The organism is Streptomyces dioscori, assembly GCF_003024195.1.
GTDB lineage: Bacteria > Actinomycetota > Actinomycetes > Streptomycetales > Streptomycetaceae > Streptomyces > Streptomyces dioscori.
Genome location: NZ_KZ679039.1, coordinates 491,387 through 506,044, shown reverse-complemented (window position 1 = coordinate 506,044; position 14,658 = coordinate 491,387). Strand labels below are relative to the sequence as shown.

Sequence of the window (14,658 nt, the reverse complement as noted above, 5' to 3'; positions counted from 1 at the left end):
GCCATGAGCGAGCACTCCGAGCGTGACCTCCAGCGCGAGGTCACCGAACTGCAGGGCAAGTCGGCCACCGCGGCCCGGCTCTTCGACATCCGCCGCATCATCGGCGGCCTCTTCGTGGTCTACGGGGTCATCGTGACGATCGCCGGGATCACCGCGTCCGACTCCGACATCGACAAGGCGGAGGGCGTCAACATCAACCTGTGGACGGGTCTGGGCATGCTGGCCCTCGGCCTGTTCTTCCTGGCCTGGCTGTGGTTGCGGCCGACGGTCGTGGCGGTGCCGGACGAGTCCTCTGCGGAGGAGCAGCCCCCGAGGGTGTGACGGGCGACGGGCCCGAGCCACCCCCCTCCGGGGGTTCGTTCTCCGCGGGCCGGTGGGGGCTGGTCGCGCAGTTCCCCGCGCCCCTAAGAAGCGCTCGCTGGCTGCGGGCCGGTGGGGGCTGGGCGCGCCGTTCCCCGCGCCCCTTGCGGGGCCCGGCCCCGCCTGGCCCTCAGAGTTCCGGGGTCTGGCCCGCCGGTGTGTGTTGTGTCAGTGGGCCCGCGCGGTCCAGCAGGCCCGTGCGGGCCGCCAGGGCGGCGGCCTCCAGGCGGGAGCCCACGCCGAGCTTCATCAGGACCCGCTGGACGTGTGTGCGGGCGGTGCTGGGCGCTATGCCCATACCGGCCGCGATGAGCCGGGTGTCCTCGCCGTCGGCGACCCGTACCAGCACCTCCACCTCGCGGGGCGTCAGCATCTGGAGCAGCCGCTGACCCTCGTCATCGGGCTGCGCGGCCGGGTTGAGCAGTTCGCTGAAGGCGCCCTGGAGGAGCTGCGGCGCCACCGCGGCCTCCCCCGCGCGTGCCTTCATGATGGCGCGCTCGACACCCTCTATGCGCTCGTCGTGCCGCACGTAACCGGAGGCGCCGGCGGCGAACGCGGCAGCGATGCCGCGCGGGTTGGGCACCGGTCCGAGGACCAGCACCGCGACCTGCGGCCGCTCCCGTTTGATCTTCACCACCGGGTCGAAGATGCCCGGTTCGGCAGGCGTGGCCGTGCCGATCAGGCACACCTCGGGCGCCCTGGTGATCACCAGCTCCGCCGCTCCCGCGGCGGGTGCGGCCGCGGCCAGCACGCGGTGCCCGCGCAGTTTCAAGGCCGAGGCGAGTGCCTCGGCGAGCAGTCGGTGGTCGTCGACCACCATGAGCCGCACTCCCATCGAGCCCAACCCCCCAGTCCCCCCAGGATCCCTACTGGTACCCCATGGATAGGAGCCCCCCGGCTCTCCATCCCCCGGAAGCTACACGCTTGTTCGACGTTGCGCTCCCCCCAGTGGAGAGAAGTGCCCCGTAATGTCAAGATTCATCTCATTCGTGGAACGGCACGCGGGAGACAACCTCCCCGCACCGGCACACGGGTATACACCCGGAAGTTTCCTTTGATCATGGGTCTCCGTCGAGTACGGAGGGGCAACTTGCCACACTCCGCAGCGAACAAGCCTGACCCGGACCACTCTTTGACCGCCCTGTATCGCCCTTGGACCATTTCCCGGCCGTCCCGCTGCCTTTCCTTTCCGACGGCACAGCTCCGACGGCACAGCGCGACGCCCCCGCCGCCCGGGAAGCGGGCGACAGGGGCGTTGCACGGGCCGCGGGAGCGCCGCGTGGGCTACTCGGCGCCGAACCCGATCGCCGTGTAGTCCTTCTCGTCCTTGCTGTACGGCGCGCTGACCAGGTCCTCGGCCATGAAGAGCCGACCGGCCGTGTACAGCATCTCCGACGACTTGGGCACCATCCCGCTGATCGCGCTGCGGACCTGGTCGGTGGCCGGGGTCTCCAGGAGCTTGGTCTCCTTGAAGGACGTGCCGTCGATGGAGACGACCTGGGAACCCTTGTCGTAGGGGCCGTTCTTGTACGCGATGATGTCGGTGCCGTCCATCCGGACCGGCCAGATCTCGTAGCCGTCGCCGGCGTCGGCCCGGTCACTCGTGGACTTGCCGGTGGCCAGCGAGAAGGACACGATCTCGTTGACCCTGCTGTACTTCTCGTCGCCCTCGTGCTGCTTGGTCGGCACGTACAGCTTGTCGTTGCCGACCGCGATCGCCTTGCAGTTGTGGACCTTGTTCACACCGCAGTCGTGCTCGTACTTGCCGTCCTCCAGCGTGATCTTCGTACGCAGCTTGCCGCTGTCGTCCAGCGAGAAGATGTCGGTCGCGCCGGACGCGGTGATCTCGCCGGAGTCCACGCCGAAGACGACCGGCTTGGTGGAGATGACCTTGGCGTTGTCGATGCCCGAGGGGAGCTTGTAGCTCCACTTGACGGTGCCCGTCTTCGGGTCGAGCTTCTGGACCTCGTACTTCTCGTTGCCGTAGTCGCCGCACTTGCGGACCGCGACCAGCTGCTCGCCGCCCGCGTAGCCGACGTCCTCGCACGTGCCGACCTTCGGCTGCCACAGGACTTTGCCGTCGGCGATGTCGAAGGCGGCGCCGCCGTCGAGGCCGGAGCCCACGGCGACCGTGGTGCCGGAGATGCTGGCCTCCTTGAACTTGGCCTTCTCACCGCCGCCCGGGGCCACGGACTTCGTCCACAGGGCCTTGCCGGTGTTCACGTCGAAGGCCGTCACCTCGGTGCACGAGGGGTACGGGTCGGCCTTGGTGCGCTTGGCGTCCTCCGCGACCACCACGGCGACACCGTCCTTGGTCACCTCGGGCGACCCGGCGCAGGTCAGGCCCGTCAGCGGCAGGGTCCAGGTCTCCTTGCCGGTGTCCGGGTCGTGGCCGACGACCTTGCGCACGCCCGCCTTGGCGTACACCTTGTCCGTCAGCCAGGAACCCTCGACGCTCCAGACCTCCTTCTTGGGGACCTCGGGCGCGGGCAGCTGGAAGAGGACCTTCGCACCGGTGCTGGACGGCACCTTCTCCGAGCCGCCGCCACCGCCCGTGCCGCCGCCACCGTCGTTGTCGCCGCCCTTGCCCTCGGTGCCGCCGGGGCCCGCGGAGGTGTCCTTGTCGTCCTTGCCGGACGAGCTCGCGTACCAGACACCGGCGCCGACGATCAGTCCGATCGCCACCACGGCCGCGACGATGATCGCCGCCTGGGCGCCGAACTTCTTGCCGCCCTTGGGGGCCTGCGGCTGCATCGGCATGGTGTGGGGCTGCGGATAGCCGTACTGGGGCTGCTGCCCCGGGTAGCCGTACCCCTGCGGCGGCTGCTGGCCCGGATAACCGTAACCGGGCACGGTCGGCGGCTGCGCGGGCCCCTGCGGGTAGCCGTACGGCTGCTGCGGCGGGCCCTGCGGCGCGGCGGCCGGGGGCGGCGTCTGCCCAGGCGCCTGGGGCGGCGGCGCCTGCGGGTACCCGTAGCCCGGCTGGGGCTGCTGCGGGGGCCCGGCGGGCGGCGTGGGCGGACCGAACCCGCCCGGGGGCGGGTCCTGCGGGGCGCCGAAACCGCCACCCTGGGGCGGCTGGTTCGGCGGCGGGGGCGGCGGCTGGCTCATGACGTGACCTCGGATACGAAGGGGACGGACGGGACGGAGGGGACCCGGAAGGCATGGAAAACGCGGGAGACGCGCGTGACGCCGGAGACGCGGGTGGGGCCGGAGACGCGGGTGGGGCCGGTGCGCCCGCTGCGGGCGCTGCGGGCGGGAAGAGCGCCGGAAACGGCGGGAGCGGCGGGAGCGGAGGCCGGCCCGGTCACTTGCCGTAGGCCAGCATCAGCTTCTCCTTCGACTCGTCGTTGCCGGTCAGCCGGGTGGTGGAGAGGTAGAAGCGCCCGTCCACCCAGTCGACGGCCTTCGAGAAGAAACCGTTCTCCACGTCCGCCGCGCCCTGCGGGTTCTGCAGCAGCGTCTTCGGGGTGTGCGCACCGCCGCCGGTCGGGATCGAGACGATCCGGCCACCCGCGTCGTACGAGGGACCCACGTACGCGACGAGGTCCGTGCCGTCGATCTTCAGGGGCACCATCGAATCGTCCACCGGGGACTTGACGCGCCACTTCTCCTTGCCGCTCTCCAGGCTGATCGCGACGATCTCGTTGGCGCCGCTCTTCGCCTCGGTCGGCAGATAGAGGGTGTTGGCGTCGGCCGCCACGCCCTCGCAGCCCTGGAGGTCACGCGAGAGGATCGCCCAGCCGCACTCCGGCGCGAACGATTCGTCGACGTCGACCTGCGAACGGGCCGTGCCGTCGTTCTTCAGCGTGGTGACGTTCCACTGCTTCTTGTCCGCGTTGGTGAGGTACAGAACCACGGGATCCACCGAGTACGCGCGCTCCACGCGCCAGCCCTTGGGGATCTTCTTGGTCCACTTGGCCTTGCCGGTCGCCGGGTCGAGCTCCTGCACCTCGTCGTGCTCGTCGTCGCCGCCCGCGCCGCAGGAGGCGACGGAGAGCAGCTTGGCGCCGCCCGCGAACGCCGTCGGGAAGCAGGCGTTGCTGTACCTCTTCTTGTCGAAGAGCTTGTCGCCGCTGTCCGTGTCGTAGCCGAGGCCGGACTGGGAGCGGCCGACCATCAGGGTGTCCCCGGAGATGTTCAGGCTCAGGGAGAGGGAGCTGTCGAACAGCTCACCCTTCGGGATCTCCTTCGTCCAGCCCTTCTTGCCGGTCGCGAGGTCGACCTGCACGAGCTGGTTGCACTCGGCACCGCTCTTGGTGCCCTCCTTGTACGCCACGAAGACCTTGTCGTCGGACGTCTTCTGCGCGGACGCGGCACAGATCGCCTGCGGGAACGTGATCGCGGGCCAGCTGACCTTGCCGTCGGCGACGTCGTAGGCGAAGAGCTGCTTGTACGCGGCCTTCACGGCGACCTCGTCCGTGATCCACATGCCGGGGGCGTCGGCGCCGGAACCGGGCGCGTCCGGGGCCTCCTTGTACCAGAGCACCTTGGACTCACCGGCCTGGCGGCCCTCGTTGAGGTCCTCGGAGCCGGCGTTGCCGTCGCCCTCGCCGTCACCGGGATTGATGGGCGCGTCGGACCCGGAGGGCTTGGTGTCCTGGCTCCTGTCGGCGACGGGCTTCTTCTTGCCGCCGCCGTCGTCGTCACCGCCGGCGACGACCAGCACGGTGCCTCCGATGACGAGCACCGCGGCCAGCGCGGCGCCGATGATCATCGCGGGCTTCCCCTTGAAGGGGCTCCGCGAGCCACCGCCGGGCGGGGTGCCGGGCCCGCCCGGGTACTGCGGCTGCGTCGGGTAGCCGTACCCGGGCTGCTGCTGGCCGTAGGGCCCCGGCTGCTGCGGCTGGCCGTAGGGACCGGGCTGCCCGTACGGGCCCGGCTGCTGCGGATAGCCGTACGGGCCCGGCTGCTGGGGCTGTCCGTACGGACCGGGCTGCTGCGGGTAGCCGTAACCGGGCGCGGGCGGCGGGGTGCCCGGCGCGCCCTGCGGGGGCGGGGGCGGCGGTGTCTGCGGGGGGCCCTGCTGAGCGCCCTGCGGGGGCGGCGGGGCCGCCGGTGGCTGGGCGGGCGGGGGCGGCGTGGCGCCCCGCGGGTCCTGCGGAGGTCCGAAGCCGCCCTGCGGCGGCGGGTCCTGCGGCGCTCCGAACCCGCCCTGCTGCGACGGCTTTTCAGGCGGCTGAGTCATCAGCGCGTTCCCCCTCTTCACTGATTTTTAGCCATGCCCTGCAGTACGCACCGCAGCGGGCGATGCACTCACAGTGGTTGTCATACGGCCTGAGAGTGTTCCCAGACGGCTCTTTCTATCACCCTGGAGCGCTCGAACACCGGGCCGGTTCTTCCCTGTTTCCAAGGGAGAACCGGCCCGTGATGCCCTCGTTACGCTTGTTCACGCGCTCTTCACGCGTCGTCGGCGAGCTCCAGCCAGCGCATTTCCAACTCCTCGCGCTCGGTGGCCAGTTCACGCAGCTCACTGTCCAGTTTGGCCACTTTGCCGAAGTCCGTGGCGTTATCGGCGATTTGCGTGTGCAGCTTGCTCTCCTTCTCGGAGATCTTGTCCAGCTGCCGCTCGATCTTCTGGAGTTCCTTCTTCGCGGCGCGGTCCTCCTTGGCCGATACCGCTGCGGGCGAAGCACCCTTCTCAGCTGCCGGAGCCGAGGCCGCGGCGGCCTCCTCCATCTTGTGGCGCCGCTCCAGGTACTCGTCGATACCGCGCGGCAGCATCCGCAGGGTCGCGTCGCCGAGGAGCGCGAACACCCGGTCGGTCGTGCGCTCGATGAAGAACCGGTCGTGGGAGATCACGATCAGGGAGCCCGGCCAGCCGTCGAGGAGGTCCTCCAGCTGGGTGAGGGTCTCGATGTCGAGGTCGTTCGTCGGCTCGTCGAGGAAGAGGACGTTCGGCTCGTCCATCAGCAGCCGCAGGATCTGCAGCCGGCGGCGCTCACCACCGCTGAGGTCGCCGACGGGCGTCCACTGCTTCTCCTTGTTGAACCCGAAGGTCTCGCAGAGCTGGCCCGCGGTCATCTCGCGGCCCTTGCCGAGGTCGACCCGGTCGCGGACCGCCTGGACGGCCTGCAGCACCCGCAGGTTCGGGTCGAGTTCGCCGACCTCCTGGGAGAGGTAGGCGAGTTTGACGGTCCGGCCGGTGACGACCCGGCCCGCGGCGGGCTGCGTCTCGCCGTCGGAACGGGCGGCCTCCGCCATGGCGCGCAGGAGGGAGGTCTTGCCGGCGCCGTTCACGCCGACCAGACCGATCCGGTCGCCCGGACCGAGCTGCCAGGTCAGATGCTTGAGGAGCACCTTGGGCCCCGCCTGCACGGTGACGTCCTTCAGCTCGAAGACCGTCTTGCCGAGCCGGGACGAGGCGAACTTCATCAGCTCGCTGCTGTCGCGGGGCGGCGGCACGTCCGCGATCAGCTCGTTGGCGGCCTCGACGCGGAAGCGCGGCTTGGACGTACGGGCCGGGGCGCCCCGCCGCAGCCAGGCCAGCTCCTTGCGGACCAGGTTCTGCCGCTTGACCTCCTCGGTGGCGGCGATGCGCTCGCGCTCGGCGCGCGCGAAGACGTAGTCGGTGTAACCGCCCTCGTAGTCGTAGACGTCGCCCTTCTGCACGTCCCACATACGGGTGCAGACCTGGTCCAGGAACCACCGGTCGTGGGTGACGCAGACGAGTGCGGACCGGCGCTCGCGCAAGTGCTGCGCCAGCCAGGCGATGCCTTCCACATCCAGATGGTTGGTGGGCTCGTCGAGGATGATCAGGTCCTGCTCGTCGATGAGTAGCTTGGCCAGCGCGATGCGCCGCCGCTCACCGCCGGAGAGCGGACCGATCACGGTGTCGAGACCCTGCGGGAAGCCGGGCAGGTCGAGCCCGCCGAACAGACCCGTCAGCACGTCCCTGATCTTCGCGTTGCCCGCCCACTCGTGGTCGGCCATGTCCCGGATCACCTCGTGCCGGACGGTGGCCGCGGGATCCAGGGAGTCGTGCTGGGTGAGCACGCCGACATGCAGCCCGCCCGAGTGCGTGACGCGCCCGGAGTCGGCCTCTTCCAGCTTCGCGAGCATCCGGATCAGCGTGGTCTTGCCATCACCATTACGGCCGACCACCCCGATCCGGTCCCCTTCGGACACGCCGAGGGAGACTCCGTCGAGCAGCGCACGGGTTCCGTACACCTTGCTGACTGCCTCGACATTGACCAGATTGACGGCCATCGCACTCCTGACAAGGGGGGATCGATCGACCTTCCAGGGTAGTCGCCCACAAGGATGATCCTTCCGGACGCCCAGAAAGGGTGGACGGGAACGCTCAGGGGGCGGGTCTTTCAGGGGCGCAGCCCCAGGGGCGCGGGGAACGGCGCAGTCTTTTGCCCTCAGGGGCGCGGGGAACCGCGCGACCAGCCCCCACCGGACCCGCACCCGCCCCACACTCGCCCCACCCGCCACGCACCCGCCCCACACCCGCGCAGGTCACACCGGAACAGCCCCGCTCACCGGCCCCACAGCCACACGCGCGGCGCGACAGACCCCCGCCGCCACCAGCGCGTCAACGACCTTCGCCCCAGCCTCCGCGTCGGCGACAAGAAACGCCGTCGTGGGCCCGGACCCCGACACGATCGCGGCCAACGCCCCACCCTCGACCCCGACAGCCAGCGCCGAGGCAAGCGACGGCCGCAACGACAGCGCGGCACTCTGCAGATCATTGGACACAGCCGCGGCCAGCGCCGGGACGTCCCCGGAGGCCAACGCTTCGAGCAACACCCCGGAGGCCACCGGCTCAGGCATCACGAGCCCCTCGTTCAGCCGGTCGAACTCCCCGTACACCGCCGGGGTCGACAACCCCCCGTCGGCCACGGCGAACACCCAGTGAAAACTCCCCCCGACCGGCAGGACCCGCAGCTTCTCCCCGCGCCCGGTCCCGAGCGCGGCCCCGCCGACCAGGCTGAACGGCACATCGCTGCCGAGCTCCGCGCAGATCTCCAGGAGCTCGTCGCGCGAGGCCCCCGTACCCCAGAGGGCGTCGCAGGCGACGAGCGCGCCCGCGCCGTCGGCGGAGCCGCCCGCCATGCCGCCGGCGACCGGGATGTCCTTCGCGATGTGGATGTTCACATCGGCCCGGCGCCCGTACCGCGCGGCCAGCTTCTCCGCCGCCCGCGCCGCAAGGTTCGTACGGTCCAGGGGCACCTGGGAGGCGTCGGGCCCCTCGCAGGTGATCCGCAGGGCGTCGGCGGGGGTCACCGTCACCTCGTCGTACAGCCCGACGGCGAGAAACACGTTGGCGAGGTCGTGGAACCCGTCGGCCCGCGCGCCGCCCACGGCCAGCTGGACATTGACCTTGGCGGGAACCCGTACCGTCACGCTCCCCGTCACGCCGTCCGCCCCACTCACTGCTTGTTCTCCGCGATCCGGGCGAACTCCTCCACCGTCAGGGACTCACCGCGTGCCTGCGGCGAGACCCCCGCGGCGACCAGCGCGGCCTCGGCGGCGGGCGCCGAACCGGCCCAGCCGGCCAGCGCGGCCCGCAGCGTCTTGCGGCGCTGGGCGAAGGCGGCGTCCACGACGGCGAAGACCTCGCGCTTCGTGGCGGTCGTCTTCACCGGCTCCGCGCGGCGGACCAGCGAGACGAGGCCGCTGTCCACGTTCGGGGCGGGCCAGAAGACGTTACGGCCGATCGATCCGGCGCGCTTGACGTCGGCGTGCCAGTTCGCCTTCACGGAGGGCACGCCGTAGACCTTCGAGCCGGGCGGCGCGGCGAGCCGGTCGGCGACCTCCGCCTGCACCATCACGAGCGTGCGCTCGATGGTGGGGAAGGTGTCGAGCATGTGCAGCAGCACGGGCACGGCGACGTTGTACGGGAGGTTCGCGACCAGGGCCGTCGGGGCGGGGCCCGGCAGCTCGGACACCTGCATGGCGTCCTCGTGGACGAGCGAGAACCGCTCGGCGCGCTCCGGCATACGGGCGGCGATCGTGGCGGGCAGCGCGCCCGCGAGGGCGTCGTCGATCTCGACGGCGACGACCCTCTCGGCCGCCTCCAGGAGGCCCAGGGTCAGGGACCCGAGGCCCGGTCCGACCTCGACGACCACGTCCTCGGGACGGACGCCGGCGGTCCGGACGATGCGCCGCACGGTGTTGGCGTCGATGACGAAGTTCTGACCGCGCTGCTTGGTGGGCCGTACGCCGAGGGCTGCCGCGAGTTCGCGGATGTCGGCGGGGCCCAGGAGGGCGTCGGAGGCGGGGCTGGTCACGCCCCAAGGGTAAGGGTGCCCACGGCCGGCCCCCGTCCGTGGGGCCTGCGCCCCCACACCCCCGCCACGCTGACGCGCTCGCCCTCAAACGCCGGACAGTCTGAATACATCCCCTGCGACGGCCGACCTCAAAGAAGAGCGGCGGCCGACCTCAAAGAAGAAAGGCGGGGCGCAGCCCCCGCCTTTCTTCAGGGGCGCGGGGAACGGCGCGACCAGCCCCCACCGGCCGGCGGACGAAACCCCCACGGGGCCCGAGGCGCAGCCCCGCCCCTCAGGGGCGCGGGGAACGGCGCGACCAGCCACGACGCACCGTCGGACGAAACCCACCCCGAGCACCGGGGCAAAGCCCCGCCTTCAGGGGCGCGAGGAACTGCGCGACCAGCCCCCACCGACCCGCAGACGAAACCCCCACGGGGCCCGGGGCGCAGCCCCGCCCCTCAGGGGCGCGGGGAACTGCGCGACCCGCCCCCACCGGCCCGCGGACGAATCCCGCGGGGCCCGGGGCGCAGCCCCGTGGGACGACCCCTACAGCCGCCCCCCACAGTGCGGCCAGGGACTCGCCCCCCGCCGCACATACAACTTCTTCGCCCGAAACGTCTGCTCCGCCGCGGAAGCGTCCTGCGGACGCCCCGCCCCACCCAACGCCTGCCAGGTCCGCGTATCGAACTGGTACAGCCCGCCGTACGTCCCGGACGGATCGACCGCCCCCGGCCGCCCCCCGGACTCACAGTGCGCGAGCCCCTGCCAGTTCAGCCGGTCGGCCCCCTGCACGGACGTGGGAAGCGGCTTCGTCCCCACCTTCACCACCTGCGCCCGCGGCTCCCGCACGACCTCGGCCCGCAGCCGCCGCGGCTTCTGTTCGACGCCGTTGACGGTCCGCAGCGCGTACGTGACGCGCCGCAGTCCGGGCCGCCCCGCCTGCTCCACGACCTCGGTGCCCCGGAACAGTCCGGGATCATCGGTCCGCCGTACCTCGAAGGGCAGCGACTCCTCACGGACCTCCTTCGTGCCGGTGATCCGCATGACCGTCACGGTCTGCCCGTCGCGCGGGAAGCTGTCGCCGGGCACGGACGTGGTGTCCTGGCCGTGGAGCGTGATCCCGGCCTCGGCCACGGTCTCGCCGACCGTCGCCGCGTTCGTACGGACCGTCCGCGCCTGTCCGTCCGCCATGACCGTCACGGTGCGTTCGGTACGGACGTCGAGCGCGAGCCCCGCCCGCCCGATCCGCCGGGTGAGTGGCACCGACACGTACGCGCCCTGCGCACGCACCCCGAGTTCCCGCAGTGCCTCGTCCACGGTGTGGGCGGTGGTCCACGCATGACTCGACCGCCCGTCCAGGGTGAGCCGCAGGGGCCGCCCGTACTCCACGGCGATCTCCGCGCCGCTGGTCAGGGCGGTCCCGGCGGCGGGGGCCACCACGTCGTGCGCGCCCACCTCGACCCCTTCGTCGGCGAGGAGTTCGCCCACGTCGTCCGCGAAGGTGTGCAGGGTGCGGGGCCGGCCGTCGACGGTCAGTTCGATCGCCTTGTCGTCGGCGACGAAGGCGGAGGTGCCGCCCGCGAGGAAGGCGACGACGAGCGCCTGCGGGAGCAGCTTCCGTACGTCGGGCCGGTCCGCGCTCCTGCGGCGCCGGGCGGCCCGCCGGGCTTCGGCACGGCCACCGGACCGGGCCGCCGGGCCGTTGAACAGTTCGTCGGCCAGTTCGGCGGTCAGTTCGGTGGTCAGTTCGGCGGTCGGGGCGAGAGGCACCGCCTGTCGCGGAAGCGTCGGCGCGTCCGGGAACCAGGCTTCACCGGGGTGCACGTGTCCATGCCCGTACTCGTGCCCGTACGCGGGCTCGTGCTCCAGCTCGTACGCGTACACGGGCCCGTGCCTGTTCCCGTACTCATATGCGTACTCGTACGCGTGCTCGTACGCGTGCTCGTACCCGTAGGCGGGCTCGTGCTCCTGCCCGTACGCGGGCCGGTACGTGTCCGGGTTCACGTTCGGGCCATACGTCTCGTACTGCGGACTGCTCACGACGACACGCTCCAGAAGACCGGTGGAGAGAGGTACGCCCGCGGGCTCCTTCGGGTTGAGGGGAGGCGGGTGGGCGGACAGAACCTAGCGGAGCGTTCGTCACTCTCCAAAGCAGCGCGACCACAGTGTGTGGCGGAGCGCCCCGGGCCGGACCCCGGGAGCCCGCTGTCCGTTATGGGTCAGTAATCGAACGCGCGGGCAGTGTTCGTCGAGAGCGCCGTCGCCAGCGCGTCCTCGTCGAGCCCCCGCACGGCGGCCATGGCACGGACCGTGACCGGAATGAGATAGGGGGCGTTGGGCCGTCCGCGGTACGGGACGGGGGTCAGGAAGGGCGCGTCGGTCTCGACGAGGACGAGTTCGAGCGGCGCCACGGCGAGGGCGTCGCGCAGCGGCTGCGCGTTCTTGAAGGTCATGTTCCCTGCGAACGACATGTAGTAGCCGGCGCGGGCGCAGACCGCCGCCATCTCCGCGTCCCCGGAGTAGCAGTGGAAGACGGTCCGCTCGGGCGCGCCCTCCTCCTTCAGGATGCGCAGCACGTCGGCGTGGGCGTCCCGGTCGTGGATGACGAGCGCCTTGCCGTGCCGCTTGGCGATCTCGATGTGCGCGCGGAAGGACCGCTCCTGGGCCTCGACGCCCTCGGGGCCGGTACGGAAGTGGTCGAGGCCGGTCTCGCCGACGCCCTTGACCTGGGGAAGCGCGGCCAGCCGGTCGATCTCGGCGAGCGCCTCGTCCAGCGCGCCCGCGCCACCGCCCTGCCGCGCACCCTGCCGGGACCAGCCCCCAGGATCCCCGTGCACGATCCGGGGCGCCTCGTTCGGGTGGAGGGCGACGGTCGCGTGGACGGCGTCGTACGCGGCGGCCGTCTCGGCGGCCCAGCGCGAGCCCTTCAGGTCGCAGCCCACCTGCACGACCGTCGTCACGCCGACCGACGCGGCCTTGGCGAGACCCTCCTCGACCGTGCCGGACTGCATGTCGAGATGGGTGTGCGAGTCGGCCACCGGTACCCGCAGGGGGTCCGGCAGGGGCGGGGCTTCGGCGTTGGAAGGCATACCCCGATCCTACGAAGGGGGTCTCACGGCAGCGGGACGCCGGGTCCCGCCTCGCGGGGAAGCGGTCCGTGAGGGGTGGACCCGGCGCCCGCGGGCGGGTGCCGGGAGGCCGGTACGCCCCGGAGTCACCCCGCCTTGCGGTGGTGGAACGGGCGGTGATGGAACGGGTGCAGCAGGTCGGACAGATGCCAGTGGTGGACGGCCTTGGGCTCCGTAGTCGTCGCCTCCGGCAGCTGCGCCCCCTCTGGCGACTGCGCCGCCTCCGCGGGCACCGGGGAGACCGCGGAGACCGTGGCGCGCTTCATAGGCGGTACCGACAGCGCGCGGCGCATCGAGTTCTGCGCCGAGGACACCTGGCCGGCCCGCATGATGCGCACGATGTGCCCGTCGCAGTTCACACAGCTCGGCCGGCTCAGCGGCGACGGCACGACCAGGCCGTCCGCCACGTACGTCACGAACTGGGCTCCCTCGGCGTCGAAGTGGTGCTCGATCTCGTACGACTGCTCCCAGCCGTGCCCGCAGCGCATGCAGGCGAACGAATACGACTCGTGGACGGTGTCGGTGGCCGTGACGGCGTCGACGCGGCGTGCGGGTGCGGGTGCGCCGGTGATCCGACCGGGCTGCCCTGCGATCTCGCTCATGCCGGCTCCTCTTGTCCGCTGGACGAGGACGGGTCTGTCCTTCCTCCAGTGGACGCCTGTGCCGACGTGAATGCACCGGACCTGTCGAGTGTTGGAGCCGTCTTGGCCGTTCCTTGTCGGAGGGCCCTCGATACCCGGTCGGGGCTTTGCTTTCGACGGCGCTCCTTTACGAGCGCATGGGCCGGTGCGCTCCCCTGTGAGATCGTGCGCTCCCCTGAGGGCCCGCGCGCTCCCTCAACGGGGCTGTTCCGCCTCTTTCCGGCAGGTCACGCGCTCGTTCGCGCCCAATGACGGGGGTCGCTCGGAGGGCCGTTCAGGGCCGCTCCGAAGGCCATCGAGGAGGTCGTCCCGGAGACCGTTCCGAAGGTCGTCCAGGAGGTCGTCCAGGAGGTGGTCCAGGAGGTGGTCCAGGGAGTCTTTTGAGGGCCTTTCAGGGGCCCGCGCGCTCGGCGTTCTTCGCCGCGACGACCGCGTCGAAGACCTCCCGCTTGGGCACGCCCGCGTCCGCGGCGACGGCGGCGATCGCCTCCTTGCGGCGCTCCCCCGCCTCCTCGCGCACCCGCACCCTGCGCACCAGTTCGTCGGGGCCGAGCACCTCGGTCCTCTCCGGGGCGCCTTCGACGACGACGGTGATCTCGCCGCGTACACCCTCCGCGGCCCAGACGGCGAGGTCCCCGAGCGGGCCCCGCTTGACCTCCTCGTACGTCTTGGTCAGCTCACGGCAGACGGCGGCCCGCCGCTCGGCGCCGAACACCTCGGCCATCGCGGCGAGGGTGTCGTCGAGCCGGTGCGGGGCCTCGAAGAAGACGAGCGTGCGCCGCTCGTCCTCGACCTCGCGCAGCCGCGAGAGCCGTTCGCCGGCCTTGCGCGGCAGGAATCCCTCGAAGCAGAACCGGTCGACGGGCAGCCCGGACAGCGCGAGCGCGGTGAGCACGGCGGACGGGCCGGGCACGGCGGTGACCTTGATGTCCTTCTCGACGGCGGCGGCCACGAGCCGGTAGCCGGGGTCCGACACGGACGGCATCCCGGCGTCGGTCACGAGCAGCACGCGCGCGCCGCCGACCAGCGCCTCGACCAGTTCGGGCGTACGCGCGGATTCGTTGCCCTCGAAGTAGGACACGACCCGTCCGGTCGGCTGGACGTCGAGGCCCTGGGTGAGCCGCCGCAGCCGCCGGGTGTCCTCGGCGGCGATGACGTCGGCGCCCGCCAGCTCCGCCGCGAGCCGGGGCGGTGCGTCCGCGATGTCCCCGATGGGCGTGCCTGCGAGTACGAGGATTCCTGCCGCGGTTCCACCGGTTCCTGTCACGGTTCCATCCTCGCAGGGGCGGCCCGCGGGACTCACACAGACCT

General features: G+C 71.7%; 11 protein-coding genes. 1 reads left to right on the top strand and 10 read right to left on the bottom strand.

Annotation, left to right across the window (positions count from 1 at the left end):
- Positions 1–3 precede the first annotated feature (3 nt).
- The gene (locus C6Y14_RS06915; RefSeq protein WP_107015601.1) at positions 4–321 is read left to right on the top strand and encodes a hypothetical protein; all 318 of its coding nucleotides are present in this window, start codon (positions 4–6) and stop codon (positions 319–321) included.
- 169 nt (positions 322–490) lie between these two features.
- Here the strand turns inward: C6Y14_RS06915 and C6Y14_RS06910 are convergent, their stop codons facing one another.
- From C6Y14_RS06910 to rsmI, 10 genes are all read right to left on the bottom strand, one after another.
- A complete protein-coding gene (locus C6Y14_RS06910; RefSeq protein WP_107015600.1) occupies positions 491–1,195 on the bottom strand; it encodes a helix-turn-helix transcriptional regulator in 705 nt (234 codons plus the stop codon).
- Between the two features lie 449 nt (positions 1,196–1,644).
- Positions 1,645–3,471, bottom strand: a complete 1,827-nt coding sequence (locus C6Y14_RS06905) for an outer membrane protein assembly factor BamB family protein (protein ID WP_107015599.1) — start codon at positions 3,469–3,471, stop codon at positions 1,645–1,647.
- Between the two features lie 196 nt (positions 3,472–3,667).
- Entirely contained in the window at positions 3,668–5,548 is a 1,881-nt protein-coding gene (locus C6Y14_RS06895; RefSeq protein WP_107015598.1) for an outer membrane protein assembly factor BamB family protein, read from the bottom strand.
- Between the two features lie 212 nt (positions 5,549–5,760).
- Entirely contained in the window at positions 5,761–7,569 is a 1,809-nt protein-coding gene (locus C6Y14_RS06890; RefSeq protein ID WP_107015597.1) for an ABC-F family ATP-binding cassette domain-containing protein, read from the bottom strand.
- A 255-nt stretch (positions 7,570–7,824) separates the two neighbouring features.
- Positions 7,825–8,724 (bottom strand): 4-(cytidine 5'-diphospho)-2-C-methyl-D-erythritol kinase, encoded by a 900-nt coding sequence (locus tag C6Y14_RS06885; RefSeq protein WP_107015837.1) that lies wholly within the window; start codon positions 8,722–8,724, stop codon positions 7,825–7,827.
- 14 nt (positions 8,725–8,738) lie between these two features.
- Positions 8,739–9,599: a 16S rRNA (adenine(1518)-N(6)/adenine(1519)-N(6))-dimethyltransferase RsmA gene (gene rsmA, locus C6Y14_RS06880; RefSeq protein ID WP_107015596.1), complete on the bottom strand. Its 861-nt coding sequence runs from the start codon at positions 9,597–9,599 to the stop codon at positions 8,739–8,741.
- A 525-nt stretch (positions 9,600–10,124) separates the two neighbouring features.
- Positions 10,125–11,618 carry a resuscitation-promoting factor gene (locus tag C6Y14_RS06875; protein ID WP_107015595.1) on the bottom strand — a complete coding sequence of 498 codons (1,494 nt, stop codon included), beginning with the start codon at positions 11,616–11,618 and terminating at the stop codon, positions 10,125–10,127.
- Between the two features lie 179 nt (positions 11,619–11,797).
- The gene (locus tag C6Y14_RS06870) at positions 11,798–12,667 is read right to left on the bottom strand and encodes a TatD family hydrolase (RefSeq protein WP_107015594.1); all 870 of its coding nucleotides are present in this window, start codon (positions 12,665–12,667) and stop codon (positions 11,798–11,800) included.
- Positions 12,668–12,792: 125 nt separating this feature from the next.
- Positions 12,793–13,308 (bottom strand): hypothetical protein, encoded by a 516-nt coding sequence (locus C6Y14_RS06865; RefSeq protein WP_225890935.1) that lies wholly within the window; start codon positions 13,306–13,308, stop codon positions 12,793–12,795.
- 430 nt (positions 13,309–13,738) lie between these two features.
- On the bottom strand, positions 13,739–14,614 hold the full coding sequence (rsmI, locus tag C6Y14_RS06860) for a 16S rRNA (cytidine(1402)-2'-O)-methyltransferase (RefSeq protein ID WP_107015593.1): 876 nt from the start codon (positions 14,612–14,614) through the stop codon (positions 13,739–13,741).
- Positions 14,615–14,658: the final 44 nt, after the last annotated feature.

Bases quoted from the DNA above. Each gene is read 5' to 3' on its own strand.
- C6Y14_RS06915 (WP_107015601.1), top strand. From the start codon at position 4: ATGAGCGAGCACTCCGAGCGTGACCTCCAGCGCGAGGTCACCGAACTG.
- C6Y14_RS06910 (WP_107015600.1), bottom strand. From the start codon at position 1,195: ATGGGAGTGCGGCTCATGGTGGTCGACGACCACCGACTGCTCGCCGAG.
- C6Y14_RS06905 (WP_107015599.1), bottom strand. From the start codon at position 3,471: ATGAGCCAGCCGCCGCCCCCGCCGCCGAACCAGCCGCCCCAGGGTGGC.
- C6Y14_RS06895 (WP_107015598.1), bottom strand. From the start codon at position 5,548: ATGACTCAGCCGCCTGAAAAGCCGTCGCAGCAGGGCGGGTTCGGAGCG.
- C6Y14_RS06890 (WP_107015597.1), bottom strand. From the start codon at position 7,569: ATGGCCGTCAATCTGGTCAATGTCGAGGCAGTCAGCAAGGTGTACGGA.
- C6Y14_RS06870 (WP_107015594.1), bottom strand. From the start codon at position 12,667: ATGCCTTCCAACGCCGAAGCCCCGCCCCTGCCGGACCCCCTGCGGGTA.
- C6Y14_RS06865 (WP_225890935.1), bottom strand. From the start codon at position 13,308: ATGAGCGAGATCGCAGGGCAGCCCGGTCGGATCACCGGCGCACCCGCA.